This is a genomic window from Thiohalomonas denitrificans, from assembly GCF_016841685.1.
Lineage (GTDB): Bacteria > Pseudomonadota > Gammaproteobacteria > Thiohalomonadales > Thiohalomonadaceae > Thiohalomonas > Thiohalomonas denitrificans_A.
Genome location: NZ_JAENYR010000053.1, coordinates 1 through 26,495, shown reverse-complemented (window position 1 = coordinate 26,495; position 26,495 = coordinate 1). Strand labels below are relative to the sequence as shown.

The window sequence follows — 26,495 nt, the reverse complement described above, 5'->3', positions numbered from 1 at the left end:
TGGGGGTGCCATTTTTCGAATGCGTCGGATGGCGTGCAAGAATGCGCCCTACGTGGACCGAAACGCAGCCACCGAAAAATGTGCCTTTTGGGTGAGCGGCGCATTTGGGGGGCTTCTCCATCTTTGGGTGGCTGCCTTTTGTGGGGTGCCATTTTTCGAATGCGTCGGAATGGCGTGCAAGAATGCGCCCTACGTGCACCGGGACGCCGCCATGAAAGGTGCCTACAGGGGAGCGGCGCATTTGGGGGCATCTCTATCTTTGGGTGCCGACCCTTTGTGGGGGTGCCATTTTTCGAATGCGTCGGAATGGCGTGCAAGAATGCGCCCTACGGGTGACAAATCCGTGGGCAGGGCAGTTGGGTGATGCTGTCGTCCTCCAGGCGGAGGGCGGTAAGCTCGCCACCCCAGAGGCACCCGGTATCCAGGCAACGTACGCCGTGGTCGCGGTAGAGTCCGAGGGTCGACCAGTGGCCGAAGATTACCTCGATGTCGGCGTTGCGGCGGCCGGGCATTTCGAACCAGGGCAGAAACCCCGGTTTAGGGCTGCTGCCGGGAGCGTCCTTCTTGCGAAATTCCAGTCGCCCGTCGGTAGCGCAATAGCGCAGGCGGGTAAAGCAGTTCACGGCGTATCGCAGGCGACCCCAGCCGGTCAGATCGTTCGACCAGCGATCCGGCTGATTGCCGTACATGTGGGTGAGGAACTCTGCAAACTGTTCACCCTGCAGCACCGTCTCCAGCTCCCGGGCGCAGGCGAGGGCGGTCTCAAGGTCCCAGTCGGGAGATAGTCCGGCATGGACCAGGGCATAGCCGGGATCCTGGTAGTGCATCAATGGCCGATGGCGCAGCCAGTGGAGCAGCTCGTCGCAGTCGGGGGCCTCCAGCACTGGTTCCAGGGTGTCGCTGCGTTTCAGGCGGTCCCGGTGCTGCCAGATCGCCAGCAGGTGGAGATCATGGTTGCCGAGGACCGTGACAGCCCGGTCTCCCAGGTCGCGCACGAAACGCAGTACCTCCAGGGAGCGGGGCCCGCGATTGACCAAATCACCGGCAAACCATAGTTGATCGCTCCCCGGGTCGAAGGCGAGTCGCTCCAGAAGCTTTTGTAGCTCGTCGAAACAGCCCTGAATGTCGCCGATCGCGTAGGTGGCCATAGGTAAATCCTCCGGGGCCGATTGTACCAGTCCCGTTACAACCACCTGCATGTACAATCGCTCTTCACGACAGCAAAGGCTACCGACAAGCTGCTTGAATCCTCCTCGGCGCCGACCCTGGACGGCCTCTTTCGCGCTCGGGTGGAGCGTAGCCCGGAGCGACCCGCCTACCGCTGGTAGGACCGCGCAAGGGCAGAGCGGCAGGAGATCACCCGGGGGCGAAGCGGGCGAGGAAGTGGTTCGCTGGCGGCAGAGGGCCTCATCCCCGGGGAACGGGTCGCCATCGCACAGCGAAATGGGCTCGATCTCTGCCAGGCTTATGGCCTTACGGAGGCCGGCCCGGTGGCCGCCTTCAATCCCCCCGGTGACAACCGGCCGGAGAGCATCGGTGTATTACTGCCTGAATGGGAGGCACGTTTCGATAGCTCTGTATCAGGTGAAACGTTAACCTGCCGAGCCGAGCGATGCATTGAACAGGCGGCCGTGCGGGCCGCCCATTCTCAATGCAGGGTGTGCGGCAGAGCCAGGGTAAACGGCGGCACGTCGGCGTCGAACTCCTCCTGGTCGTCGTCGACCATGCGGTAACTGCCCTCCATGGAACCGACCGGAGTCTCCAGGATTACGCCGCTGGTGTAACGAAAGGCCTCGCCCGGGCGGAGATAGGGCTGCTCGCCAACCACCCCTTCGCCATCGACTTCCTGCATTCGGCCCTGTCCGTCGGTGATCTCCCAGTGACGGCGAACCAGCCGCGCCGCTCGCTCACCGCTGTTGCGGATGGTAATGGTGTAGGCGAAGGCATAACGGTTCTGTTCGGGAAATGACTGGTCTTCCACGTATCGGGATTCGACGTTTACATCAATCTTTTGATTCGGTTCCATAATCCTCACATACGGCTTGCGGCCAGAGCGCAGCCGAGCAGCCCCACTCCGGGGTTAACGATGACCCTTACGGGAATATCTGCAACAAGAGAACGCATACGGCCTTTCTCACGAAAGGCGTTTATGAATCGGCCGTTTTGCAATTGTGACAGGATTTTGGGGGCAATTCCCCCGGCGATAAAGATGCCACCTTGAGCCAGAGTGGTCAGTGCCAAGTCACCGGTCACTTGTCCATAAATGGTTACAAACAGGTCCATCGCGCGCACCGCCAGCGGCTCCTCGTGACTGATGGCGCAGGCTGAAATGGCGGCGGCCGGGTCAGGCGCGTTGAGCAAGGGATCCGTACCGGCAGTCCGGCCCCTATCGCGGGCGACCAGAAAGCGATAGATGTTCTCCAGGCCCGGACCGGACACCAGTCGTTCACAGGAGACGCGGCCATATTCGTTGCGCAGGAATTGCAGCAGGGCATCCTGCTCGTCATCCACCGGCGCGAAATGGACGTGTCCGCCTTCGGTCGGATAGCTCTCGTAGAAATCGCCTTTCCAGGCAAGCAGACCCACCCCCAACCCGGTACCGGCACCGACTACCAGGCGGGGAGCCTGCTCCCGGGGTTTCGCCTCCTGGAGTGAGACCAGATCTTCTTCGCGCATGGCGTCGATGCCGTACCCGACGGCCTGAAAGTCATTGATGAGCCGGACACGCGGGATGCCGAGCACATCGGTCACTGTCCGGGAATCGGACTCCCAAGGGAGATTGGTGAGCTTTGCCCGCTGGTGTCCATCTTCGTCGTGAACGGGACCGGCCACCCCAAGACAGGCGGAATAGACCTCTTCGCCCGGACCGGTCAGGTCGAGAAATTCCTGAAGAATGGCGTCCAGCCCCGCATAGGCGCGGCTTTCAAAGCGGTGTTCGTACAGCACTTCACCGCGCAGCGAGGATTGGCGAACGTCAAAAGCCGATAATTGAATAAGGGTTTTGGTTCCCCCGATATCGCCCGCGATCACTTTAATGACCCTCTGTCCGGCCATGGTGGAATCCATTACTCAATCAGGAACAATGTAGCGGGCCGCAGCCCGGTCCAGGAACCACTCCAGTTTCCCTCGCGGACGTAGCATCTCCACGGGCAGGGGATTGCTGTAGCGGTGCTTGACCACGTGCCGGATCAGGTCGGCTTTCTTGGGGCCCGTGACCATCAAAATGACATGTCGGGCTGCATTGAGAACCGGAAAGGTCAGACTGACCCGCCACGCTCCGAGCTTGGGTACGTAGACCGCCGCCACCGGTTTTCGCCGCTTGAGGATATCGGTGCCGGGGAAGAGCGAGGCGATATGCCCGTCGGGACCGGTCCCGAGCATCACCAGGTCGAATATCGGAATCGTCCCTTCGAGGGGCAGCTCGCGGCGCAGCGTTTCGGTGTAGTGATGTACCGCCGCCTCCGGCTCCAATTCACCATGGATGCGATGCTGTTGCGCTTCAGGAAGGGGAACCCGGCTCAACAGGGTCTCTTGTGCCATCCGAAAGTTGCTGTCGCGGTGATCGGGCGGCACGCAGCGCTCGTCTCCGAAGTAGATGTGGACGCGGGACCAGTCGACTTCGTCACGCAGCGGCGGACTGCCGAGAACCTTATAGGTGCCGGCGGGCGTGACTCCGCCCGCCAGTGCGAAATGAAACGACCCGTGCTCGGCAATGCTGCGAGCGGCCAGCCGGGCGATCCGCTCCGCCGAGTCCCGGTAGACCTCTTCGAGCTCCGGGTGGATATGGATATCTCCATCCATGCCTTTCATGGCTACGAAGTGTCTCCCTGCTCCTGCTGTCCGCGGCTGGTGAGGGTTTCATGGTAGTGGTGAATGGATTCGAGATTCACACGACTCTCCATTCAGCTTAGCCGCGCCGAATGGCGGGTTCAAACCAGCATACCGCCTTGGAACCGTGAATGTCAGACAGTATCGGGGATTACCCGATCAAAATTGGTCCCGCAGCGGTGGCGGGAGAAGCCGTGAAAATAATCGAACCGATGTTTCCTAAACTTGACAACGAGACCTTCATGAGTCGATGTGGAGAGACGAGTATGGAAGGGCAATCTCCCCCCCCAGCGGTCCAGCGTCTGGAAACCGGTATCGCCGGCTTTGACCGCGTGCTTGGAGGCGGCCTGCCCAAGGGGCGGTCCGTACTGATTCAAGGTGAAACCGGAACGGGCAAAAGCGTTCTGCTGAACGAGTTCATCTACCGCGGGGTTACCCGCTTCAATCAGTCCGGTGTCATTGTCGCCTGCGAAGAGCCACCAGAGGCGATTCGGCTCAACGTAGGCGGTTTCGGGTGGGACTATGCGGCACTGGAGAGCGGTGGCACCGAACAGCTGGCGCTGCTCGATTCGGCGCCATTCCACGGCGAACTGGAGATCATCCAGGCGGACGAGAACTATTCCCTGACGCCGCTTGTGGACACCATTGTCCGCACGGTGGAACGTCTGAAGGCTGAACGAGTGGCCGTTGACGGCATGGCGAGCCTGTTCGAGCGCTTCGGTTCGCAAAGGGCGGTTCGCCACGCCTTTCTGTTGCTGACGCAGCGCCTGGGCGATCTGGGCGTCACCACCCTGTTCAGCTGCCCGATGGTCGAGGGCAGCAGTGTAGTTTCAAAACAGGGCCTGGAGGAGTTCATTGCCGATGGCGTGGTTGAGCTGAGCAAGATACCGGGGGAGCGGCGGACGGTGCGGCAGCTGCTCGTTCACAAGCTGCGGGGACTCAGTTATCTGAGCGGCAGGGTCGAGTTCGAAATTACAGGGGACGGGCTGGAGGTGTTTCCACTTATTCCGCTCGGGGAGCGGGTGGCGGGAGTGCACCTGGATAGGCGCAAGGCGTTCGGGATTCCGCCGTTTGATGCGATGCTGCGACACGGACTTCCGGAAGGCCATGTCGCACTGTTTAGTGGCAACACCGGCGCAGGCAAAAGCACGTTCGGCCTCCACTTCGTCCAGGCCGGTCTCCAGGCCGGTGAGGCAAGTGTCTATGTCTCCATAGAGGAGGCGGGTGCCCAGCTACAGGTGTCCGCAGGAAGCTTTGGCTGGGACTTCGCAGCGGCCAAGCAGCAGGGGCGGCTGCGGTTTATTGATGTGCCCTTTTCCGATATCCGTTCCGACCAGGTGCTCTATCAGATCGTCAATGGCGTCAACGAGCTCGGCGCCAGGCGTCTGGTGGTCGATTCCATATCGGCACTGCTGTCCATTGGCATGAGTGCGCGGGAGCATCGGTTGTTCATGGAACAGCTGGTGAGTTTTTGCAAATCGCAGGGGATCACCGTCGTCCTGCTCTACGCGGTGGGTGGGGCATTCGGGATACCTGAGGCACCGGCAGTTATTACCGAAGCGCGATTCAGCTCCGTCGTCGATGCCATCATCCTGCTGCGCTCCATGGAGCGACACTACCATCTGGAGCGAATGGTCAGTATCGTGAAAATGCGTGGCAGTGGCTTCGACAGCCGACAGTACCACTATGCAATCACCGATCATGGGGTCGAGATGGGAAATCCCTATGGGAGTGATTGATTTGGAGCAGCCATAGAGCATCCCTGTCTCCTTGTTCTTGTCTCCCGACAGAGCTGCCGGGCGTTGTTCCCTCCCGGTTTTGCCTCGTGTGACCCGTATCCCCTCGGTTGTCATGAGCCGTTTGCCTTCTGAGAACTCCGCGGCCACGACCGTCCCATAAGCAGTGTCGCTGCCGATCTATGGTGTTTTTCTCATTCCGGTGGCCAACCACGGCCAAGATCCAATAAGATAGTAATTGGTTACTATCTTCGTTGAGGTGTCGGGATGAACAAAAGCAGGCATTTGCCCGCGGATGAGCGCAAGGAGATGACCGTGCGCGCGGTGGTCGATCTCTGCGGCAAAGACGATCCCGCCAGGATCACAACGGCCTCCATCGCCAGGCATATGAAGGTGACTCAGGGGGCATTGTTCCGCCATTTTGCCAGCAAGGATGCCATTTGGAAGGCGGTCGCGGAGTGGGTGGCCGAACGGGTTATGCAGCGTCTCGACGGGGCGGCACGGAAGAGTGACAGCCCGCTCGAGGCTCTGGAGGCCATGTTCATGGCGCATATCGGCTTCATTGTAGAGCATCCCGGTGTCCCCCGCATGATGATGGGGCAACTGCAGCACGGCCGGTCGACTCCGGCTCGGCGCCTGGTGTTTTCCCTCTTGTCGCGCTATCGGGAGCGAATCGAGGCACTGTTGGCGGATGGGTGCAGGCAGGGCGAATTGCGTGCCGATCTGGATATCGAGGCAGCAACTACACAGTTCATCGGCACCATTCAGGGGCTGGTGATGCAGTCACTGATAGCGGGCGACGTGCGGCAGACACTTGATTTGGCGCCTGGTGCCTTTGGTATCTATCGACAGGGGATTGCGGCGGAACGGGGGGGCGATTCATGAAGATGGCCTTGATTCGCACGAGGCGGGCGGCCCTGGTGCTGGCCGGGCTGGCGGCGGGTGTGGCGCTGGTGGTGGTGTTCTTGGCCACATCCCGGGGGCCGACTCACGGCGAGATGCCACCTCGGGTGCCGGCACTGTCGGTGATCGAGGTGAGGCCGCTGCAGTTTCGAGTCGAGGCCCGCGGCTACGGTACTGCCCGCGCCGCCGAAACCTGGCACGCCACTGCCAATGTGGCGGGCCGGGTGGTCGAGCGTCGTGCCGACCTGGAGAGCGGCACCCTATTGCCTGAAGGGACTCTGCTGCTGGCTCTGGATCCCAGTCGGTACGAGCTGGCCATTGCCGAGGCCGAAGCCGAACTGGCCAAGCTGGCTGCTGAAGAGACGCACTTGAAGACCGAGGAGGACAATACGCGCCGGTTGCTGGAACTTGAGCGTGATCGCCTGGCTCTCTCCGAACAGGAGTTGTCGCGCATCAAGCGCATGGCCGAGAGCGGTTCAGTATCTCGCTCGCAACGTGATGCGCAACAACGCGCCACGCTGTCGCAACGGCAGGCTGTGGCCTCTCTCGATAATCAAATGGCACTTATCCCCTCTCGCCGGAAACAGCTCCAGGCGGAGATGGAGAGGGCTGCCACGCGGGTGGAACAGGCCAAACAGGACCTGGCGGATACCCGCTTCGAAGCACCCTATGACCTGCGTCTTGGTGAGGTTCATGTGGAAATGCACCAGCATGTGGCGGTCGGTCAGCAGCTGTTCGAAGCCGATAGCGTGATGTCTGCCGAGGTCGAGACCCACATTCCTTTCGCGATGCTGCGCCGTCTGATGGGCAGCGTGCCAGGGTCGACGGCGGCCGACGGTTCGCTGGATCCCGGTGCGCGGCTGGATTTGTCGGCCATCCGTGCCGAGGTGGATCTGGTCGGGGCCGAGGGCATTCGCTGGCCGGCCCGGGTCACGCGGGTGGCCAGTGGTCTGGACCCCGGCACCCGGACCGCCCGGGTGGTGGTCACGATCGAGCAACCCTATCGCGATGCCAGGCCGCCGGATCGTCCGCCGTTGCAGCGGAATACGTACGTCGGCGTGCGGCTCTCCATACAAAATCCGGAGCCGGTTCTGGTGATACCGGCCGCGGCCGTACACCAGGGCGAGGTCTACCGGGTGGACGAGCAGGACCGCCTGGAACGCCGCCCGGTGGAGGTGGCCTATGAGCAGAACGACCTGGCGGTGATCCGCGCGGGACTGGCTCCGGGCGACCGCGTGATCGTCGATGATCCGATGCCGGCACTGAGCGGCATGGCCGTGGTACCACGTCGGGATGAGGCGCTGGAGCAGCGGGTGCAGGCGCTGGCGCGGGGAGAGGTGCCATGATCCGCTGGTTTACCGGCCACCCCACTGCGGCCAATCTGTTGTTGGTCCTGCTGCTGGCCGTGGGACTGTTCGCAGCGCCGTCACTCAAGCGCGAGACTTTTCCCGATTACCGGCCGGTAGAGGTGAGCGTCCAGGTGGAGTATCGCGGCGCCACTGCCGCCGATGTGGAGGATGCCGTCTGCCGGCGGTTGTATGATGCCGTCAAGGGGGTCGATTTTCTCAATGAAGTGGAGTGTGTCGCCCAGGATAACCTGGCCAGCGCCACGGTCTCGATGCTCGCGGGTGGCGATGCCATTCGTTTTCTCAACGACATCGACACCGAGGTCAATGCACTGACCGACCTGCCCGAGCGGGCCGAAGACCCGGTAGTACGCGAGTTGAACCGCAGCGATCTGGTGGCGGCGGTCGCGTTCAGCGGTGATATGCCTCTGGACCAGCTGGAGGATTATGCCCTGAGGCTGGAAGACCGGCTGATGGCTCTGCACGGTGTCGCCGATGTGGCTATCCACGGGCTTTCCCAGCGCCAGTGGCAGGTGGAGGTACCCCGTGAGGTACTGGCACAGCACGGTTTGTCGGCCCGCGAACTGGCCCGGCGGGTAGCGAGCCAGAGCATCGACATGCCGCTGGGCACTCTGGAGACCCGCGACCGTGATATCCAGCTGCGCTTTACCGACCAGCGTCGTTCCCTCGACCAACTGAAGAGTGTCGTGGTCGTATCGGATGTGAAAGGCGGCGAGCTGACCCTGGGCGATATTGCCAGCCTGACGCAGGTCGGCGAGCGGGAGGAGGAGCAGATCCGCTTCAATGGCGAGCGGGCCGTGGTGCTGGAGGTCAGCAAGACGCTGCGGGATGACTCCCTGGAGGTTATGGCCGATTTGGCGGCGCTGGTGGAGAGTGAGCGCCAACGTTTTGGTGAGGGAGTGCGGCTCTCCCTGACCCAGGACATGACCACCATTGTCCGCGATCGGCTGCAGATGCTGGTGAGCAACGGCATCATGGGGCTGCTGCTGGTGATCGTAGTGATGAGCCTGTTCTTTCGTCCCAGGCTGGCCCTATGGGCAGTGCTGGGGCTGCCGGCGGCCTTCATGGGAGCGTTTGCCGTCATGACCCTGACCGGCCTGTCGCTGAATATGATCACCCTGGTGGCGCTGCTGATGGCCATCGGCATCGTCATGGATGATGCAGTGGTCATTACCGATAACATTGCCGCCCATGCGCTGAGGCATGGTTCCGCGCTTGAGGCTGCAGTGGCGGGTACCCGTCAGGTGCTCCCCGGGGTGCTGTCCTCTTTTCTTACCACGGTGTCGGTATTTGCTCCATTGTCGTTTCTGGCGGGTGAGTTGGGCTCCGTACTCGAGGTGCTGCCGGTGGTGCTGATCGCCGCTTTGGCAGCGAGCCTGATCGAGGCGTTCTGGATCCTTCCCCACCACCTCAAGGGCAGTCTGTCGGGACTTGGTGAGCAGAATGACTCCCGTTTTCGTAAGGACTTCGAGCAGCGCTTTTCTGCCCTCCGGGAACGGGTGGGACGGGTGGCGGACATGGCAATCCGCTGGCGCTATGGCGTGTTGGGCGCGGTGCTGGTCGTGATACTGGGGTCGGCGGGGTTCATGGCGGGCGGGCACATCGGCAGCGAGGCGATGCCCGCCATCGACGGTGATGTTCTCGAGGCGGATATTCTGATGCCCCAGGGTACGCCGTTCTCGCGAACCCAGAGGGTGGCCAAGCAGGTCGAGGACGCTATGCAGCGTCTCGATGCGCGCCTTACCCCGCAGCAGCCGGATGAGTCGCCGCTGGTAGTAGCCACCCAGGTGCGCTTCAATTACAACCCCAGCGCCGGTGAGGCCGGCACTCATGTGGCGACGGTAATGGTCGACCTGCTTACCGCCGAGCGGCGCAGCATCAGCATTGACGAACTGACCAACGCGTGGCGCGAGGAGATCGGCGAAATTGCAGGGATGCAGAGCCTGATTATCCAGGAACCGGGTTTCGGCCCTGCGGGGATACCGGTCGAGGTGCGCTTGCAGGGGGAGGACCTGGATGCCCTCAAGGCCGGGGCAGTGGAGGTAGCAGAGCACCTGACGGGTTATAGCAGTGTCTACAACGTCCATGATGACCTGCGCCCCGGCAAGCCGCAGCGGACCTTTGCGCTGGCCGAAGGCGCCCATGGACTGGGACTGACTGCCGAAGAAGTGGCAGCGCAGCTGCGCGCAGCCCTGCTTGGCGAGATCGCCGACACCCAGCGTATCGGCGATCAGGATGTGGAGGTCCTGGTGCGCCAGGCCGCAGAGGATCGCGAGAGTCTCGATGATCTTGCTGATCATACCATTCAGCTTCCCGACGGCCGTCGGGTGCCGCTGGAAGTGGTGGCGCACTCGGAAGAGATCCGCGACTGGGCGATGATCACGCGTATCGATGGCCGGCGTACGGTCACCGTGGAGGCCAACGTGGATGCACGCCTCAGCAGTGGTCAGGCCATTGTAAGCGACCTGAAGGGGGGCTGGCTGAAGGACTTCCAGGCGCGCCACCCGGCAGTCGATGTGACCTTCGAGGGGCAGGTGGCCCGCTCCGCCGAGACGGGTGGCTCCATCGGCCGTGGCCTGCTGATCGGACTGATCGGTATCTTCGTGATTCTCTCCTTCCAGTTCAGAAGCTACGTCGAGCCGTTGATCGTAATGGTGTCGATTCCCCTGGCCTTCATCGGGGCCATCTGGGGACATGTGCTGATGGGCTTCTACCTGTCGATGCCCTCGTTGATCGGCGCGGCCTCACTGGCCGGCATCGTAGTCAACAACGCTATTCTTTTAATCCTTTTCATCAAAGAGCATCGCGAGCAGGGGCTCTCGGCAGTAGCCGCCGCCGGCCAGGCCAGTCGTGATCGTCTGCGCGCCATTTTTATCACCTCCAGCACCACCATTGCCGGGTTGCTGCCGTTATTGGCCGAGACCAGCACCCAGGCCGATGCCATCAAGCCGATGGTGATCTCGGTGGTGTTCGGTCTGCTGACCGCCACCGTGCTCGTGTTGCTGGTGATGCCGGCGCTTTACGTGCTTTTCGACGAATGGGGGTGGGTGCGTAGCGTCGAGACCCGGCAAGAGGAGGGCTCAGAAGAGCAGGCAGGCGTGCGGGCCTGAACCTCTCTGAGGCGGAGTGTCGGCAGGTGGTCTTGCAGACCGGGGTGGAAGAGCGAGACGAGGTGGTTACCCCTGTTCGCCGGTGGTGTCAGACTCCACCGGCAGTCCCGCCTGTTTCCATTCGGGAAACCCGTCCTGCAGGCGCCGGGCCTGGAAGCCTTCCCGCCGCAGGCGGGCAACGGCCTCATAGGCAAGGATGCAGTAGGGTCCCCGGCAATAGGCAACCACCTCGGTGTTCTTGGGAAGGTCGGCCAGGTGCTGCTCCAGTTGCGAGAGCGGGATGTTGACCGCTCCCGGCACATGGCCCGCCTGGAACTCCTCCGGCGGGCGGACATCGATAACCGTCACCAGGCCATCGCGCGCGCGGCTCAGGAGTTCCGGCGCCGGTAGCGGCTCCAGGTTATCCTTGACCGTCAGAAAGGTGTTCACCAGCCGCTCCACCTCGGCGACATGGCTCTCCGCGACACGCCGCAGGCACTCCAGCAGCCGAATGACGTCTTCTCCGGACAAGCGGTAAAAGACGTGCTGCCCCTCCTTTCGCGTAGCTACCAGACCCGCTTGGCGAAGGTGCTGCAGGTGCTGCGATGCGTTGGCGACGTTCAGTCCCGAGGCCTTCGCCAGGGACTCCACACTCCGCTCCCCCTGGGCGAGAAACTCCAGCAATTCAAGCCGGTTACCGTTTCCGAGCGCCTTGCCGACACGGGCAAATTGAGTAAAGAGGTCCTGCTTGAAGTGGCTGTCCCTTGACATCGTCTTCTCTCTGGATTCAACTGATTCAACTGCTCAATCAATAGCTTGAATTATATCACGAGGGTCAGTGGTGCGCTTTGTACTCGCTTTTACACTCTTGGTCACGGCAGGTGTGGCCGCTGAGCCGGATCAGCGGGTCAATCCGGAGACCGGACTCGCCGGCTGGGAGTGGCAGGATGATGCCGTCTCCATTACCTTCAACCAGCGATTGCCGGACCAGTCCCGTGCCTACTTTCAGGGTCGCGGCTTTCGATCGGAGGAGGCCGAGCAAATCGCGCAAAGTTGCGTGTTTCAGGTCATCCTCCGAAACCACGCTGATGCTTCGGCGCCCCTGCAACTGGACCTCGCCGACTGGCATGTGGTTCCCTCCGGCGGTGAGCCCGGGCCGCTGCGCCTCGAGCCGGGCTGGCAAGTCGAATGGGAACAGCGGGGTGTCGCGCAGGGTGCGCGCATCGCCTTTCGCTGGTCGCTGTTCCCGACGGTTCAGACCCTTCAGCCGGGGGACTGGAATATGGGGATGATTACCATCGGCTTGCCCCCCGGCGAATCCTTCGATCTGGAGGCAGTCTGGAGGCAGGGCAGGGAGCCGCGGCGCGTGCGCTTTGAAGGGATGCGCTGCGCCCCTGATCGAGAAATCTGAAGGAGAGACTATGTTACATCGACTCGCTGTCGCCGCTCTTATCCTGGCCCTTCCCATGTTGGCATCGGCCGCTCCACGATCTCAGGGCCTCACTCCCGTCGAGGAGCGTCCGCCCGCCCCCGATTTCAACCTGGAGGATATGGAGGGTGAGTTCCACCAGCTTTCGGAATTTCGCGGCCAACCGGTAATCATCAACTTCTGGGCCACCTGGTGCCCTCCCTGTCGCGAGGAGATGCCTTCGATGCAGCGCGCCTGGGAACGGCTGCGGGAGGAGGGCGTTGCTATGCTCGCCATCAACGTCGGCGAGACACCCGATACGGTCTTCCAGTTCACGGCCAACTACCCGGTCGAGTTTCTCCTGCTTTTCGACCTGGACAGCGCGGTAACCGAGAAGTGGCCGGTGCGTGGCCTGCCTTCCACCTTCGTTGTCGATCCCGAAGGTCGAATCGTCTATCAGGCCATTGGCGGCCGGGAGTGGGACGATCCGGAGTTGCTGCAGCCGGTTCTTGATCTGAGAAGCGAATAAACTGGAAAGTGCTTGTGGCTGCTGATGTCTGATCCGGCCAACTATGAAGCCTGGTACCGGACACCCCGGGGCGCCTGGATCGCCGAGCGCGAATTCGCGCTGATGATGGCGCTGCTGCAGCCGCAAATCCCCGCCACACTGGTGGACGTCGGAGCGGGTACCGGGCAGTTTTCGCGCAGGTTTGCCACTGCCGGCCTGTCGGTGACGGCGCTCGACCCTGCACCTGCGATGCTGGATTACGCCCGCACGCGGGGCGCTGGCCGGGCTTACGTCCTGGGCACGGCGCAGGCGCTACCATTTCGCGACAGAGCGTTTGACTATGCCTCCGCCGTCACCAGTCTTTGCTTCGTTCCCGAGCCGGAGCAGGCGCTGTCGGAGCTGTGGCGGATCAGCCGTCGCGGGGTGATCCTGGGATTGCTCAACCGGCATAGCCTGCTGCACTGGCAGAAGGCCGAGCGCGGTGGCTACCGGGGTGCCCACTGGGATACGGTCGATGCCGTGCGCCGCTGGTCGGATTCCCTGAGAGGCGTGGGCGATTGCCGGATGGGCACTGCCGTCTTCCTTCCCGGCGGCGGGCCGCTCTCCCGGGCGGTGGAACGGATTGCCCCACAACGGTTGCCCTGGGGCGGATTTCTCGGAGTCTGTTTGTTAAAAAATGTGGCATAAAGTCACTCCTTCCCTTTCCCGGCTTGCGTTCACCGCCGTTCGGCGCTTCGAGGTGGATGACCCCGTCATGGCGGGGCCACTCCCTGCTCTGCGGCCGCGAATGGCGGGATGTGAGGAAGATTCTTCCAGAGCCCATTTGTGCTCGCCAAGACGCCAAGAACGCCAAGGAACAAAAAGGACAAAAAACGGAATCGAAAGTGTCGGCGCGTAGAGGCTCCGCTCTTTGGTAGGAGTTCAGCCTTGGGCGAACATGGGGTCAGCCGTCAGGTTTTCAATCCATGAGCGCTGCCGCGCTGTTCGCCCAAGGGTGGGCTCCTGCCGGGGACTATTGCCTTCGTTTGGGTTGGAGGGTCGCCCCCGGCGCGATGCTGTCCGTGATGGAAATTGCCGCGAAGGTGCGCCTCCTACCGGCCCGAGCCTCCGATCTCTGTGGTGGGTTTCAGGCGCGCCATGCACCGCCCGTCCGAGTAGCCCGTGCCCGCAGCGCGCGCCGTAACTCACCGCAAGACTTCTACAGGACACCCACAAATCGTTGGTCAATCATCTCCGCGAAGAGGCTGATTGATTCCTTGGCGTGCTTGGCGTCTTGGCGAGAGCCTATATTTCCTCTGCACCCACAGCGGGGAGAAAAATATCGAGCAACTTGTTTTACTCCGTGATCCCCCGGTGTCCCCCGTGGTTACCGTTCTTCATCGTTTCGGGCCAGCACAGCAGGGGTACGGCTCTTGATGAACTTTCTCTCGCCAAGACGCCAAAGACGCCAAGAAACGAATGTTGTTGTCTTGCCCTCTTGGCGATTTTGGCGTCTTGGGCCCGAGTCATTTTGTGATCCGGGCTATGCACCGGCGGGTCTTACTCCTGATGAACTTGCTCTCGCTGTCATTGCGAGCCGTACCCCGTGCTGCGCAGACCCGAATCAGTGACGAACCTTTAGCCGTCATTGCGAGCACTACCCGCCGCTCCGCAGCCCCGAATCGATGACGAACTCTTAGCCGTCATTACGAGCCGTACCCCCAGCTACGCTGGCCCGAATCAATGACGAACGTTTAGCTGTCATTGCGAGGAGCCACAGCGACGTGGCAATCTCGACGTTGCGGAGTACCAGACTGCTTCGTCGCTGGGGCTCCTCGCAGTGACAGAAACGGAAGTTCTTCAGGAGGAGCCCCAGGCGACGCGGCAATCCCGCTGTTAGGCCACCAGATTACTTCGTCGCCTGGGCTCCTCCTGAAGAACTTAAGCGTAAGCCTTTGATTCCTCGTGAACCGAGGGCCATTCATGTACCCCAGTTTTTTCATTGATTCGGATCTGCGCAGCAGGGGTACGGCTCGTAATGATAGCGGAGGCAAGTTCCTCAGAGGAGACAGTCCCTTGACTTTCGCAAGCTTTAGATATTCAATAGAATTATTGAATACTAGATAATGAGTCAGGCCCATGTCGCTATCCGCCCTTATCGCCGGTCTTGTTACTGGCATCGTCCTCGGTATTTTCGGCAGCGGGGGATCCATTATCACCACCCCGGCGCTGCTCTACCTGTTGGATGTCGAGCCCAAGTCCGCCATCGCCATGAGCCTCGGTATCGTGGCGCTCACCGCTACCATTACTGCCCTGCAGCATTGGTTCAAGGGCAACGTGAATCTCAAGATTACCGCGGTATTCGGGCTGTTCGGTATCGTCGGCACCTATGCCGGCGCGCGACTGGGGGTGATCACGCCGGTCGTGGTTCAGCTCTCCATCTTCGCCCTGGTGATGTATGCCGCCGCCTGGAGAATGCTCAAGCCGGCGCAACCGCACCGCTCCGTCAGCGCTGCCGCCACAGAAGCCGCCGAGATCTGCTCCGGCGGTCGCTGTCTTGCCCACGTCGCCGTTCACGGCATTGTGGTCGGTGCGCTGACGGGCCTGGTGGGTGTCGGAGGCGGTTTTCTCATCGTGCCCGCACTGGTGCTGCTATCGCGTCTACCGATGAAGCAGGCCATCGGTACCTCCCTGGCCATCGTTTCGATCAAGTCCTACGCCGGCTTCGCCGGTTACATGGGCGATGTCCCCATCGACTATGGCCTGATGGCAGTGTTCACCGCGGTGGCCATTGCCGGCAGCGTGGTCGGCACCCATTTCGCCCATCGCATCTCCGGTGACGCCCTGAAGCGCGGATTTGCGGTTTTCCTGATGCTGGTGGCCACCTACATCCTGGCCAACCAGATCTTTTGACCACCTGAGCAAAGGAGTATGACCATGACCCGATTACTGAACCCGTTCGCATTGCTGTTGCTGCTTCTGTCGTTGCTGCTGCTGCCCGCGACCGGGGCCTATGCAGGACCGCCGGGCGCGACTGAAATCGATGGCCAGAAGGTGTTGACCCTCGTTGGCCGCGACCCGCCCGGATTGCGCTGCAACAACAACATGCAGGTGGCCGCAGAGCTGTCGAATGTTTACAAAATCCCGGTGCAATTGATTCCCGTCACTTTTGCCGGTCCCGGAGCCAAAGCTCCGGCGGTCTACTACGGGGGCGAGTTGATTGCGGCGGATGGCGGCAATCTCAACGGCATGATCGATTTCACCACCCTCGCCGACATCGTCGAACTGGAGGGAGTTCCCTTGCAGGACCAGGGGGGACGACTGACCGAGATCAAACCTCAGTTCGAGGAGCTGAAGCGGGCCATCAAGACGGTGGAGTAGCCTTCATACCCATTTGCTAATGAGGAGAATGGAGATGTCCGACTTCGTCTTTGCGATTGATCAGTCCGGCCTCTTTCTCATCAATAACGACCCCCCGGGTGTGCGCTGTAACCGCAACATCCAGGCAGCCGCCGAGATCGCCAACCTCTACCGCGTGCCGGTATGTGCCGTGCCGCGTTCGGCGCTGGAAACGGAGGTCGCAGCACCGGCGGTCTATTTCGCCGGTGAATTGGTCACGGTGGATGGCGATGCCCATAACGGGGTGGCGGACTGTGCCCTGTTGGCGAAGGCCCTGGAGCGAGCCGGCGTTCCCAAGCAGGAGCGGCCGGGACGGCTGGCAGAGATCGGCGCCGACCTTGAAGCCTTTCGAACGAGCATCGGGGAGGTGCCGTCATGACCGCACGAATGCTCTTGCAGGTAGCCGTGGCGGCAGCACTGTGGCCGCTTGCGGCGTCAGCTGGAGCCACCTCCCTGCCTACCTGGGAGGGGTGGATCGTCGGTGGTCCCTGTGCGGAGGAGCGTCGCATCGCCGATTGTCCGTTACGGCATATCGACCAGCCGGTATTGCTGCTGGCCAATGGCGAGGTCCGCACGTTCCAATACGGCGACGGCAGCGGTGTCCGCCAGGTGGATGTCGATAAAGGCTATGGCAAGAAGGTGCGGCTCACCGGTGAGGCCCCGGAGGGGACCATCGAGTCAGTGCGTTTCGACCTACTGGAGAAGACCGGTGAACGCAAGTTTTTCAAGGGTTGTTTGTAGGTCCGTCTTTGCTGCGCTGCTGCTCTGGGGAACGGCCGCGCCGGGCGCGGGCATCGACACCTCACTGTTCCGTGCCGCCGGTATGGAGCCCTATCCGGTGCCGCTCACGGCTCCGGCCTTTCGGCTGCCACGGTTGGGAGACGATGCCTCCCGCACCAAGGGCCATTACCGTGGCCAGGTGGTGCTGCTCAACTTCTGGGCGAGCTGGTGCCCGCCCTGCCGGGAGGAGTTTCCCTCACTGGAGCGGCTCCAGGAGCAGTTCGAAAGTGAGCAGTTCACTGTGCTGGCGGTTACGGTCGCAGACGATGCCGCTGGGGTGGAGCGGTTCCTCGGCGGACGCGAGGTGGCGTTTGACATTTTGATCGATACCACCGAGCGGACGGCCGACGCTTATCGGGCTGCCGGTGTGCCGGTTACTTATCTACTTGACCGCGAAGGGCGGTTGCTCGCGGGAAAAAGCGGTCCCGACGAATGGGACGCCCCGGCGGTGGTGCGTCTGATCCGGGCAACGTTGGAGATGGAGGAGTGAGCATGAGAAACGTCCTGTTTCTGCTGTTCGCCATAGGGCCGATTCTACCGGCATACGGCGCCGAGCTATTTACCGATATGACGGAACTGGCGGAACGCATTGCAGAGGGCGAGGCGCCGATACTGGTCGATGCGGAAAGCGCGGAGCTGTATGCCCGGGCCCACATCCCCGGAGCGGTCAACCTTCACTACCTGGAGCTGGAGGATGCGGACGAGAACGCAAAGACCGGGTTGCCCATCTTTCCCCAACTGGCCGCCAGCAAATTCGGCGCGCTGGGGATTGCAAACGATAGCGAGGTGGTGGTCTACGACAGTGGCAACGGTCGCGCCGCCTCCGCGGTTTGGTACATGCTGCGGTTTATCGGCCATGAGAGGGTGAGCCTGCTCGACGGCGGTTTCCGCAAATGGCTGAAGGAGGGGCGGGCGCTGAGTCAAGCGGTGCCGGCACCGGAAAAGGTGGTCTACAAACCGCAGCCCAAAAAAGAGTGGGCGCTGCTCATCTCGGAACTCGACCAGGGCGATCGCCTCATCGTCGACGCCCGTTCCATTGCCGAATACAGCGGCAAGGAAGATGGCGGTGCACGCCGCGGCGGCCACATCCCGGGTGCGGTCAGTTTGCCCTGGGATCGACTCTCCGGTGAGTTGCAGACCTTTGCCGACGAGACCGTCATGCGAAAGGTCTTGAAGGAGGCAGGCATCACCCCCGACCGGGAAGTGGTGACTTACTGCAATCCCGGAATCGGTCGCTCGACCTTCCTCTATGCGGCACTCAAACGCCTCGGCTACGACAAGGTGCGGGTCTACCCCGGTTCCTGGAACGAGTGGGCCGCCGATACCGCGCGCCCCATCGAACGATAACAAATGATCAACCACAGAGTTTACGCGACTGCACGGATGCAGGAGGTCGAGCAACGCATGAGCAGTTGCCGAGAAAAACCCGAGGCGCCAATCCCATCCGGTTTCACATCCTCGTGTTTTCTCCGTGCCCTCTGTGAACTCTGTGGCCAAATGCCTTTAGGAGCCGTCCATGGATCGCCGTGAATTCCTGAGAAACAGCACCTATTGCGGCCTGGCCCTCGCCTTCGGCGGGCCGTTGACCGCCCTGCGGGCGCATGCCGCAACACCGCTTGGTGATCAGCGCTGGGAGGAGCTCTATCGCGACGAGTTCCTCGACACCCGCGGCGACGCCCAGGGCTTCGCCTTTCACTGCTCGAACTGTCAGGGCAACTGCGCCTGGAAGGTCTTCGCCAAGGATGGCCGCGTCACCCGTGAGGAGCAGTCGGCGGCCTATCCCCAGATCCATCCGCGTATTCCCGACGCCAACCCCCGGGGCTGCAACAAGGGGATTGTCCACTCCAAGGAGATGTACCAGGGCGATCGCCTGCTGCATCCGCTGAAAAGGGCGGGCGAACGCGGTGAGGGCAAATGGGAGCGGGTCAGTTGGGAGGAGGCGCTGGAGGATATCGCCACCCGGGTAGTGGATACCCTCACCGAGCAGGGTCCCGGGGAGCTGATGGTCTATGCCGGCACCGGCATCCTCTCCCAGGGCCGGCGAGCCGGTCCGCTGCGTCTCGGCTCGCTGCTGGGTGCACAGCGGCTCTATCCGGCCAGTGCGGTCGGGGACATGTTCACCGGCGCCTCCCTCGCCTACGGGCTGGCCAACACCGGCCACTCCCTCGACGCCTGGTTCGATGCCGATGCGATCTTTCTTTGGGCCATCAACCCTATCGTTACCCGCATTCCCGATGCCCATTACCTGAATGAGGCGCGCTACAACGGCGCCACCATCTATACGATCAGCCCCGACTACAACCCGAGCTGCAAATTCGCCACCCACTGGGTGCCGATCAAGCCCGGTACCGACGCCTATCTGGCGATGTCGCTGCTGCATGTCCTGCTGCGTGACGGCCATGTGAATGACGCCTTTGTCCGGGAGCAGACCGATCTGCCCTTTCTGGTGCGCGAAGACAGCGGCGAACTGCTGCGCCATCGCGACCTGCGCGCCCGCGGCAAGGAGGACGTCTTCTACTGCTGGGATGAGGCGAGCGGCAAGGAGCAGCCGATGCCCGGCACGCCGGGTCACTTCAAGAAGACACTGCGCCTGGGCAAGCTGCGTCCCGCCCTCGGCGGCCGCTATGAGATCAAGGGCAAGGAGGGCGAGCTCATCCCGGTGACCACCGTTTTCGAGCGGGTCCGGGCCGAGGCGGCCAACTATCCGCCCGATGAGACGCAGGCGATCACCGGCGTACACCCCGAATTGGTGGAGCGGATGGCGCGGGACCTTGCCCGCTCGAACAAGGCGATCATCAATATCGGTTTCGCCCTGCACAAGTATGTGTCGGGCACCATGAGCTGCTGGGCCGCGGCCCTGGCCTGCGCGCTTACCGGCCATGCGGGTGAACGCGGCGGCATCGACACCGAGCACAACTGGAGCCTGAACGGTATCGGTCCCCTCTCCAGCCCCAAGCCGGCCCGCTTCGCTTCCGGTTTTTTCAGCGAGTGGCTCAACGGCGACATGCAGGCGAGCATGGACACCCACTACTCCGACGAACACCTGAAGGCGACCGCCGGCTACGACTCGAAGGATGTGGAGCGGCAGGTGGCGGAGAACCGGGAGTCCGGCAAGGCTTACTACGGCAAGCCGAGGGCGCTTCTGCTGTTTGCCGACAACATGTTTCGTCGCAACAAGACCGAGGCCCACCACCGGGAGGCGGTGCTTTCGAACCTCGACATCTTCGTCGACATCAATCACCGCATGGACTCCACCGCTCTCTGGGCCGACTACGTGCTGCCGGCCAAGAGCCACTATGAGTCGTGGGACATCCGCGGTGAACTCGGCTACCACCGCTTTTGCAACGTCACCATTCCTCCCGAAGGGCTCAAGCCGGTGGGGGAGACCCGCTCCGAGTGGGCGATCTGTCTGGGCCTGTCGGAGGCGATGGCGAAGGTGGCCAGGGCTCGCGGTATCGAACCCATTGCCGACCCCGATTTCCTGGTGCAGGAGGGCGACATGGCCGCGCCGGTGATGCGCGACCTGCAGACCCTGCCCGATGACTTCACCGACGGGGGCACCCTGAAAAACGATGAGGACGTGGTGCGCTGGTTGATGGAAAACGTGGAGCAGATCGCCCCCTGGACACCCGAGGATGCGCGCAAGAACGGTTTCGTCATCCTCAATGAGAAGGCGGGCTTCACCTCTCCGCTCTACGCCAATCGGCCCTACCACTCCTTCGAGCGTAACGTCTACCTCCGGGAGCCCTACAAGACCCACTCGGGGCGGCAGCAGTTCTTCGTCGATCACCCGGTCTTCAAGGAGCACGGCTGGACGGTGCCCACCGCCATCGGACCGCTGCGCCCGCCCAGTTTTCCGCTGGCCTTCTACACCCCGCACACCCGCTGGGGCATCCACTCCCAGTGGCGAACCAATGAGCAGCTTCTGCGCCTGCAGCGCGGTGAACCCTATCTATGGCTCAACCCGGCAACGGCCGCGGCCCGGGACGTGGGCGAGGATGATCGGGTGCGGGTCTTCAACGACGTGGGCGAGTTCATTGCCCGCGTCAAGCTGATGCCCGCGGTGCCGCCGGAGGCGGTGGTGATGGACCACGCCTGGGAGCCGCACCAGTTTGAAAAACGCATCGGACTCAACAGCACGGTGGCGGGAATGATCTCGCTGCTGGAACTGCCCGACGGCTGGGGGCACCTCACCTTCAGCCCCAACTGGGACGGCAACATGATCGCCCACGAATCATCGGTGGAGGTAGAGAAGGCATGAGGAATCGAATCTGATTAATCTCGCAAAGGCGCCAAGCACGCCAAGAAAAGTATTTACTTTTTCCCTCTTGGCGATCTTTGCGGCTTTGCGAGAGCACACAAACGAATCCACGGTGGAGTTGGAGAAGGCATGAGAAATCCAAATCTGATTAATCTCGCAAAGGCGCCAAGCACGCCAAGAAAAGTTACTTTTTCTCTCTTGGCGATCTTTGCTGCTTGGCGAGAGTACACAATCCGTCCTGACGAGAAGGGTCGGGCATGACGGCACGGCAACTCGGCATGGTCATAGACCTCAACAAGTGCATCGGCTGCCAGACCTGCACCCTCGCCTGCAAGTCGCAGTGGACGGATCGCGATGGACGCGAATTCATGTACTGGAACCACGTGGAGACGCGGCCCGGCAAGGGCTACCCGAAGGATTGGGAGCAGGCCGGCGGCGGCTGGGATGGCGATACGCTTCGCCCCGGCCGCCTGCCCCGCCTGCATGAGGATTACGGTTACCCGGCCGAGTTTGGTTACGAGGTGCTGTTCGAGGAGGGGGAGAAGCCATTACGTCCCAAGGAAGAGATGGCGTGGGGTCCGAACTGGGACGAGGATCAGGGCGCCGGGGAGTATCCGAACAGCTACTTCTTCTACCTGCCGCGCCTGTGCAATCACTGCTCCAACCCAGCCTGCCAGGTCGCCTGTCCGCGCCAGGCCATCTACAAGCGCGAGGAGGACGGCATCGTTCTCATCGACCAGGAGCGCTGCCGCGGCTATCGCTATTGTGTAGCGGCCTGCCCTTACAAGAAGATCTACTTCAACCCGCTGGCAGGGAAATCGGAGAAGTGCATCTTCTGCTACCCGCGGCTGGAGAAGGGCTTGCCGCAGGCGTGCGCCTACCAATGCGTGGGGCGCGCCCGCCATGTGGCGTTTCTCGATGATCAGGAAGGAGCTCTCCACCAGCTGGTCAACCAGTGGAAGGTGGCCCTGCCGCTGCACGCCGAGTACGGCACCCAGCCCAACGTCTACTACGTGCCGCCGCTCAGCCCGCCGAAGATTGGTTCCAATGGCCGCTCGCTGGATGAGCCGCGCGTTCCCGATGAGTACCTTGTTCAGCTCTTCGGCCCCGGCGTCGGTGCCGCCCTGGAGATGCTGCGCGAGGAGATGGCGAAGAAGAATCGTGGCGAGGCATCGGAATTGATGGACCTGCTCATTGCCTACCGTCACGGTGACATGTTCCGCCTCGACCGGCCGAGGGAGGTGGTATGAGACTGCACTCTTCACTGCAGAGAAGCAGAGGCGTTTCCACGGGAATCATTACCGCAGTCATGGGTGCGGCCCTGTTGTATGGCTGCGCCGAATCGCCAAGAGAGGGTGCCGGGGCACAAATGCTTCGTGAGACCAACCGTCTGAGTGATGTGGTGCAGCAGTCCGTCTGGCCGTGGCGATTGGACCGTTGGGAGGGCATGGCGGCTACGGTGCTGATCCTCCACCCGCAGCGCATGATCTTGCCAAGGCTGGATAAAGGGGCGCCCGTTGAGGCTCGACTGTGGGCGCAGATGGATGGCGGGCAACTGCTGCTGCGCATCGACTGGCCGGATACCAGCGAAGATCGTTACAGCACGGCGCATACGGAGCGCTTCGCCGACGCTTTGGCAGTGCAGTTTGTTGCGGACGATGGCGAGCGGTTGCCTTACATCGGCATGGGCGAGCCCGAGCGGCCGGTACACCTCTGGTTCTGGCGTGCCGGCCGGGAGACGGAAGCGCTCACTGCACACGGCTTCGGAACCCTCGAGCCGGATATCGCGAATCCGGCTCCCGAAGCGGTGGTGCAGCGTACCGCTGAGGGTTGGTCGCTGCTCCTCTCCGGGCCGCTGCCGGTTCAGGCCAACCCGCTTGCCGTCTCCCTCGCCGTCGGGGACGGGGCGGAGGCGGGTCGCGATGGACGCAAACGGCTTAGCTCCTGGCACCTGCTGCGCCTGCCGGCCCGGCCCGTTGACCAAGCTCGTCTGGCGACTCTGGCTGGTGCGGCCGGCAGTGACGGTGATATCGAACGGGGACGGCGCCTGGTGCAGGAGCGCGGTTGTACCGCTTGTCACCGGCTTCCCGGGAGTCCATCCGGCGACCAGGGGCCCGACTTGACCCTGGCGGGCGGAATGCACTGGCCCGGCTATTTGCGCCGCTCCATTGCGGAGCCGAACGCGTTCATCGTACCCGACGATCGTTACCGGACACCGGAGGCAGGCTCGTTAATGCCCGCCCTCAATCTGCCCGAGAGCGAGGTCGAAGACATTACCGCCTATCTCTCCTCGCTTCGGTGAGGTTCATGAACTCTCGCTTTTAAGGTGCCTATGAAAATCTCCGTCGTCTCCAAGCAGCCGCCCGGCGGCCGTTGCAATCTCTACATGCGCTTCGCGGATGCCGCCGCCGCTGCCATCGACGGCCGGGCGGAACTCCTCTATCCGGTGCCGCGCTTTCCCCGCCCCGAGGAGCCGCTTCCGCCTCCGCCGGCCCTGCTGGTGGACCGGAAATTGGTGGAGCCGGCCGATGGCGTTATCCTCTCTCCGGAGGAGGTCTGCGCGGCCATCTCCGCTGCCGGATACAGCGGCGCCGCAGCGGCGCTGCTGGAGATACTGGAAGCGGAACAGGAACGGATGATGGAGGAGTGGGAGGGTGACTAATGGTTGGCCTTCAGGCCGAAAGGCAAGGCCGAAGCGATGCTCGGGCTGAAGCCCGACCTACATCCTGGCTGGATGCCTTTTTGGACATGAGGCTTGCCCCTATTAGAACACCAGCACGCGCTCGGCATCGACGGTGCAGGTCGCCAATTCATCCATCGAACTGCGGCGGCACCCCGTTATTATCTGCTTTTCTTCCAGGCCGCGCGCATCCATGCAACTGCCGCACAGCAGTACCCGGCCCTTACGTGACACCGCCTCGACCATCTTCTCCAGGTTGTAGTATCCCTTTGGAGGCTTCTGCCCCGAGTGGGCACAGGCGACTGCGTCGCCCAAGAGGAACAGGGTGATCTCGGCCGGTGGTTCACGCCGCAGCAGGGCCATGGCAAGCCGCAAGCCGTTATAGCTGCGTTCGGTGCCGTAAGGAGGGTCGTTGAGGATGAACAGCGTGGCCATTGGCAATCGCTCCCGTTGTAGCTGTGCCCTTTATTAGACCCGAATCTTTCACGACAGAGGACACAGAGGGGTGAATTTCATCGGTAACGAGCGAACAGCTGGGCTGTATGCCTTTCCAGGCGGCATTTTCTCTGCGATCTCCGTGCCCTCTGTGGTTAATTTATGAAAAGTCAGGCCAAGAAGGTCGATAGAGCAGGGCGAGCGCACATTCAAAGGCTTGGTGCCCAGCGAGTGCTGCAAGTGCTTGATATCAGGTACGCCGTGAATACATCCCTGTAGGCTCGACGGCAGCATCCCTCGATAACTGCTCCCTGCGTTATTCTACCTGCTGCATCCATGCAGTCGTGCTGCCGACGACCTGATATCAAGTACTTGCACCACTCGCTTCAAAGTATGCGGATGCCCTGGTCGACAGAGAAGACGGTACTGCAACCTTTTCCATACGGAAAACAATAGAGGAATGGAACCGATGCACAACAAAACACCCATGCACCTGGCAACCCGCTGTGTCCACGCTGGCGAATTGGACGATGCCCAGGGGAGCCCGCATACGCCGCTCTACACGACAACCACCTTCAAGTTTGCCTCCACCGAGGCGATTCTCGATGTGGTGGAGGGGCGTGCGGCCGGGAGTCTCTACACCCGCTACGGGCTGAACCCGACCATCCAGTCGCTGGAGGCGAAACTTGCCAGTCTGGAAGGGGCCGAAGCGGCGTTCGCCTTCTGCTCGGGGATGGCTGCGGAGACGGCGCTCTTCCTGGCCCATGGGCGCGAAGGGGTCGTCTGCATCGGCGATGCCTACGGAGGGACGCTGGAAATGCTGGCCGAACAGCTGCCCCTGCTCGGCATCGACACTCATCTGATCCTCGGCAGCGAACTCGACCGTCTCGACAAGCTGCTCGCCGGCGGCGCGCGCCTGGTCTTTCTGGAGACGCCGACCAACCCGGCGCTGGAGGTCTTCGACCTGGCCGCCATTGCCGAAAAGGCCCACGCCCACGGCGCGCTGCTGGCGGTGGACAACACCTTTGCCTCGCCGGTCAATCAGCAGCCGCTCGCTCTCGGTGCCGATTTTGCGGTGCACAGCGCGACCAAGTACCTCGGCGGTCACAGCGACCTGACCGCCGGCGCACTGATGGGCAGCCAGGAGCTGCTGGCCCCGATCTTCGGCTGGCGCAAGAACCTCGGCTCCATGCCGGCGCCGGAGACCTGCAATTTGCTCGCTCGCAGCCTCCGTACCCTGGTGGTTCGGGTGCGTCAGCAGAACGCCTCTGCCCAGGCCGTCGCCGAGGCGATGGCGCTCCATCCGCGCGTTCAACGCGTCCTCTATCCCGGATTGCCCGACTTTCCCGGCCATGAACTGGCGGCGAAACAGATGTCCGACTTCGGCGGCATGCTCACTATCGAGGTCGATGCCGATACCGAAGGCACCGCTGCCGTAGTGGACCGGCTCAAGCTGTTCGCCATCGCCCCGAGCCTCGGCGGCGCCGAAAGCCTGGTCACCCAGCCGGTAACGACCACCCACCACGGCCTGAGTGAAACCGAACGCGAACGCCGCGGAATCAGCGGCGCGATGGTCCGCCTGTCGGTGGGTCTGGAGGACGCCGAAGACCTGATTGCCGATCTGGAACAGGCATTATCAGTGGCTAGTGGCTAGTGGCTAGGGGCTAGGGGCGAGGGGCGAGGGGCGAGGGGCGAGGGGCGAAGGGCGAAGGGCGAAGGGCGAAGGGCGAGTCCTACCCGCCCTGCGTGGCCCCCTGAACCAGGACGAACGTTCAACTGTCGTTGCGAGCCGTGCCCCCAGCTGCGCTGGGCCGAATCAATGACGAACATTTAGCCGTCATTGCGAGCCGTACCCCCTGCTGCGCAGGCCCGAATCGGTGACGAACCTTTAGCCGTCATTGCGGAGCGCCGAACGAGGGTCCCTTCTCCCTCAGGGAGAAGGACAGGATGAGGGGGAAAGAAAACGGTCACGGCCTATTAGATCACCCCCTCCCTGGCCCTCCCCCACAGGGGGAGGGAATGGCATCATCGGCCCTGTTCCGTACCCCTGGCTGCATGGAAAGGGGGAAGTTCTTCAGGAGGAGCCACAGCGACGCGGCAATCTGGGGTTTGGGAGCAGGAG

Annotated in this window: 24 protein-coding genes; 18 read left to right on the top strand and 6 right to left on the bottom strand. The window is 62.3% G+C overall.

The genetic code is table 11. The annotated features are described in order from the left end of the window. Window positions 1-326 precede the first annotated feature (326 nt). The 4 genes from Q7L05_RS11905 to pgl all read right to left on the bottom strand — a co-directional run bounded on the left by Q7L05_RS11905 (window position 327) and on the right by pgl (window position 3,810). Window positions 327-1,148, bottom strand: coding sequence for a symmetrical bis(5'-nucleosyl)-tetraphosphatase (locus tag Q7L05_RS11905; RefSeq protein WP_303906704.1), 822 nt, complete (start codon window positions 1,146-1,148; stop codon window positions 327-329). 500 nt (window positions 1,149-1,648) lie between these two features. Next, window positions 1,649-2,026 carry a Co2+/Mg2+ efflux protein ApaG gene (apaG, locus tag Q7L05_RS11900; protein ID WP_303906701.1) on the bottom strand — a complete coding sequence of 126 codons (378 nt, stop codon included), beginning with the start codon at window positions 2,024-2,026 and terminating at the stop codon, window positions 1,649-1,651. 5 nt (window positions 2,027-2,031) lie between these two features. After that, the gene (locus Q7L05_RS11895; protein ID WP_303906699.1) at window positions 2,032-3,054 is read right to left on the bottom strand and encodes a glucokinase; all 1,023 of its coding nucleotides are present in this window, start codon (window positions 3,052-3,054) and stop codon (window positions 2,032-2,034) included. Window positions 3,055-3,069: 15 nt separating this feature from the next. Then, on the bottom strand, window positions 3,070-3,810 hold the full coding sequence (pgl, locus tag Q7L05_RS11890) for a 6-phosphogluconolactonase (protein ID WP_303906696.1): 741 nt from the start codon (window positions 3,808-3,810) through the stop codon (window positions 3,070-3,072). Between the two features lie 212 nt (window positions 3,811-4,022). On the opposite strand from pgl, the gene Q7L05_RS11885 reads away from it, so the two are divergent. From Q7L05_RS11885 to Q7L05_RS11870, 4 genes are all read left to right on the top strand, one after another. Further along, the gene (locus tag Q7L05_RS11885; RefSeq protein WP_303906693.1) at window positions 4,023-5,567 is read left to right on the top strand and encodes an ATPase domain-containing protein; all 1,545 of its coding nucleotides are present in this window, start codon (window positions 4,023-4,025) and stop codon (window positions 5,565-5,567) included. A 264-nt stretch (window positions 5,568-5,831) separates the two neighbouring features. Beyond that, window positions 5,832-6,449, top strand: a complete 618-nt coding sequence (locus Q7L05_RS11880; protein WP_303906690.1) for a TetR/AcrR family transcriptional regulator — start codon at window positions 5,832-5,834, stop codon at window positions 6,447-6,449. Continuing rightward, window positions 6,446-7,813 carry an efflux RND transporter periplasmic adaptor subunit gene (locus Q7L05_RS11875; RefSeq protein WP_303906687.1) on the top strand — a complete coding sequence of 456 codons (1,368 nt, stop codon included), beginning with the start codon at window positions 6,446-6,448 and terminating at the stop codon, window positions 7,811-7,813. The genes Q7L05_RS11880 and Q7L05_RS11875 overlap by 4 nt, the downstream gene beginning before the upstream one ends. After that, window positions 7,810-10,944 (top strand): efflux RND transporter permease subunit, encoded by a 3,135-nt coding sequence (locus Q7L05_RS11870; RefSeq protein WP_303906684.1) that lies wholly within the window; start codon window positions 7,810-7,812, stop codon window positions 10,942-10,944. The genes Q7L05_RS11875 and Q7L05_RS11870 overlap by 4 nt, the downstream gene beginning before the upstream one ends. A 66-nt stretch (window positions 10,945-11,010) precedes the next feature. Here the strand turns inward: Q7L05_RS11870 and Q7L05_RS11865 are convergent, their stop codons facing one another. Next, window positions 11,011-11,694 carry an ArsR/SmtB family transcription factor gene (locus Q7L05_RS11865; RefSeq protein WP_303906681.1) on the bottom strand — a complete coding sequence of 228 codons (684 nt, stop codon included), beginning with the start codon at window positions 11,692-11,694 and terminating at the stop codon, window positions 11,011-11,013. 67 nt (window positions 11,695-11,761) lie between these two features. Between Q7L05_RS11865 and Q7L05_RS11860 the strand changes: the two genes are divergently transcribed. From Q7L05_RS11860 to Q7L05_RS11800, 13 genes are all read left to right on the top strand, one after another. Beyond that, window positions 11,762-12,334 carry a hypothetical protein gene (locus Q7L05_RS11860; RefSeq protein WP_303906678.1) on the top strand — a complete coding sequence of 191 codons (573 nt, stop codon included), beginning with the start codon at window positions 11,762-11,764 and terminating at the stop codon, window positions 12,332-12,334. Window positions 12,335-12,344: 10 nt separating this feature from the next. Beyond that, entirely contained in the window at window positions 12,345-12,860 is a 516-nt protein-coding gene (locus Q7L05_RS11855; protein WP_303906675.1) for a peroxiredoxin family protein, read from the top strand. Between the two features lie 24 nt (window positions 12,861-12,884). After that, window positions 12,885-13,526 (top strand): class I SAM-dependent methyltransferase, encoded by a 642-nt coding sequence (locus Q7L05_RS11850; RefSeq protein WP_303906672.1) that lies wholly within the window; start codon window positions 12,885-12,887, stop codon window positions 13,524-13,526. 1,431 nt (window positions 13,527-14,957) lie between these two features. Next, a complete protein-coding gene (locus Q7L05_RS11845) occupies window positions 14,958-15,731 on the top strand; it encodes a sulfite exporter TauE/SafE family protein (RefSeq protein ID WP_303906669.1) in 774 nt (257 codons plus the stop codon). Between the two features lie 24 nt (window positions 15,732-15,755). Then, window positions 15,756-16,199 carry a hypothetical protein gene (locus tag Q7L05_RS11840; RefSeq protein WP_303906667.1) on the top strand — a complete coding sequence of 148 codons (444 nt, stop codon included), beginning with the start codon at window positions 15,756-15,758 and terminating at the stop codon, window positions 16,197-16,199. 34 nt (window positions 16,200-16,233) lie between these two features. Then, window positions 16,234-16,596, top strand: coding sequence for a hypothetical protein (locus tag Q7L05_RS11835; RefSeq protein ID WP_303906664.1), 363 nt, complete (start codon window positions 16,234-16,236; stop codon window positions 16,594-16,596). Next, window positions 16,593-16,958 carry a hypothetical protein gene (locus Q7L05_RS11830; protein WP_303906661.1) on the top strand — a complete coding sequence of 122 codons (366 nt, stop codon included), beginning with the start codon at window positions 16,593-16,595 and terminating at the stop codon, window positions 16,956-16,958. Before Q7L05_RS11835 ends, Q7L05_RS11830 begins: the two co-directional genes overlap by 4 nt. After that, entirely contained in the window at window positions 16,927-17,487 is a 561-nt protein-coding gene (locus Q7L05_RS11825) for a TlpA family protein disulfide reductase (RefSeq protein WP_303906658.1), read from the top strand. The genes Q7L05_RS11830 and Q7L05_RS11825 overlap by 32 nt, the downstream gene beginning before the upstream one ends. 2 nt (window positions 17,488-17,489) lie before the next feature. Beyond that, complete coding sequence (locus Q7L05_RS11820; RefSeq protein WP_303906655.1) at window positions 17,490-18,344, top strand: sulfurtransferase; 855 nt, start codon at window positions 17,490-17,492, stop codon at window positions 18,342-18,344. Window positions 18,345-18,513: 169 nt separating this feature from the next. After that, a complete protein-coding gene (locus Q7L05_RS11815) occupies window positions 18,514-21,258 on the top strand; it encodes a molybdopterin-dependent oxidoreductase (protein WP_303906652.1) in 2,745 nt (914 codons plus the stop codon). Between the two features lie 257 nt (window positions 21,259-21,515). Continuing rightward, window positions 21,516-22,508 carry a 4Fe-4S dicluster domain-containing protein gene (locus tag Q7L05_RS11810; RefSeq protein WP_303906649.1) on the top strand — a complete coding sequence of 331 codons (993 nt, stop codon included), beginning with the start codon at window positions 21,516-21,518 and terminating at the stop codon, window positions 22,506-22,508. Further along, a complete protein-coding gene (locus Q7L05_RS11805; RefSeq protein ID WP_303906646.1) occupies window positions 22,505-23,560 on the top strand; it encodes an ethylbenzene dehydrogenase-related protein in 1,056 nt (351 codons plus the stop codon). The genes Q7L05_RS11810 and Q7L05_RS11805 overlap by 4 nt, the downstream gene beginning before the upstream one ends. A gap of 30 nt (window positions 23,561-23,590) precedes the next feature. After that, window positions 23,591-23,920: a hypothetical protein gene (locus Q7L05_RS11800; RefSeq protein ID WP_303906643.1), complete on the top strand. Its 330-nt coding sequence runs from the start codon at window positions 23,591-23,593 to the stop codon at window positions 23,918-23,920. Between the two features lie 102 nt (window positions 23,921-24,022). On the opposite strand, the gene Q7L05_RS11795 is transcribed toward Q7L05_RS11800, so the two are convergent. Continuing rightward, on the bottom strand, window positions 24,023-24,373 hold the full coding sequence (locus Q7L05_RS11795) for a DsrE/DsrF/TusD sulfur relay family protein (protein ID WP_303906640.1): 351 nt from the start codon (window positions 24,371-24,373) through the stop codon (window positions 24,023-24,025). 469 nt (window positions 24,374-24,842) lie between these two features. Between Q7L05_RS11795 and Q7L05_RS11790 the strand changes: the two genes are divergently transcribed. Beyond that, window positions 24,843-26,027 (top strand): trans-sulfuration enzyme family protein, encoded by a 1,185-nt coding sequence (locus tag Q7L05_RS11790; protein WP_303906637.1) that lies wholly within the window; start codon window positions 24,843-24,845, stop codon window positions 26,025-26,027. Window positions 26,028-26,495 lie beyond the last annotated feature (468 nt).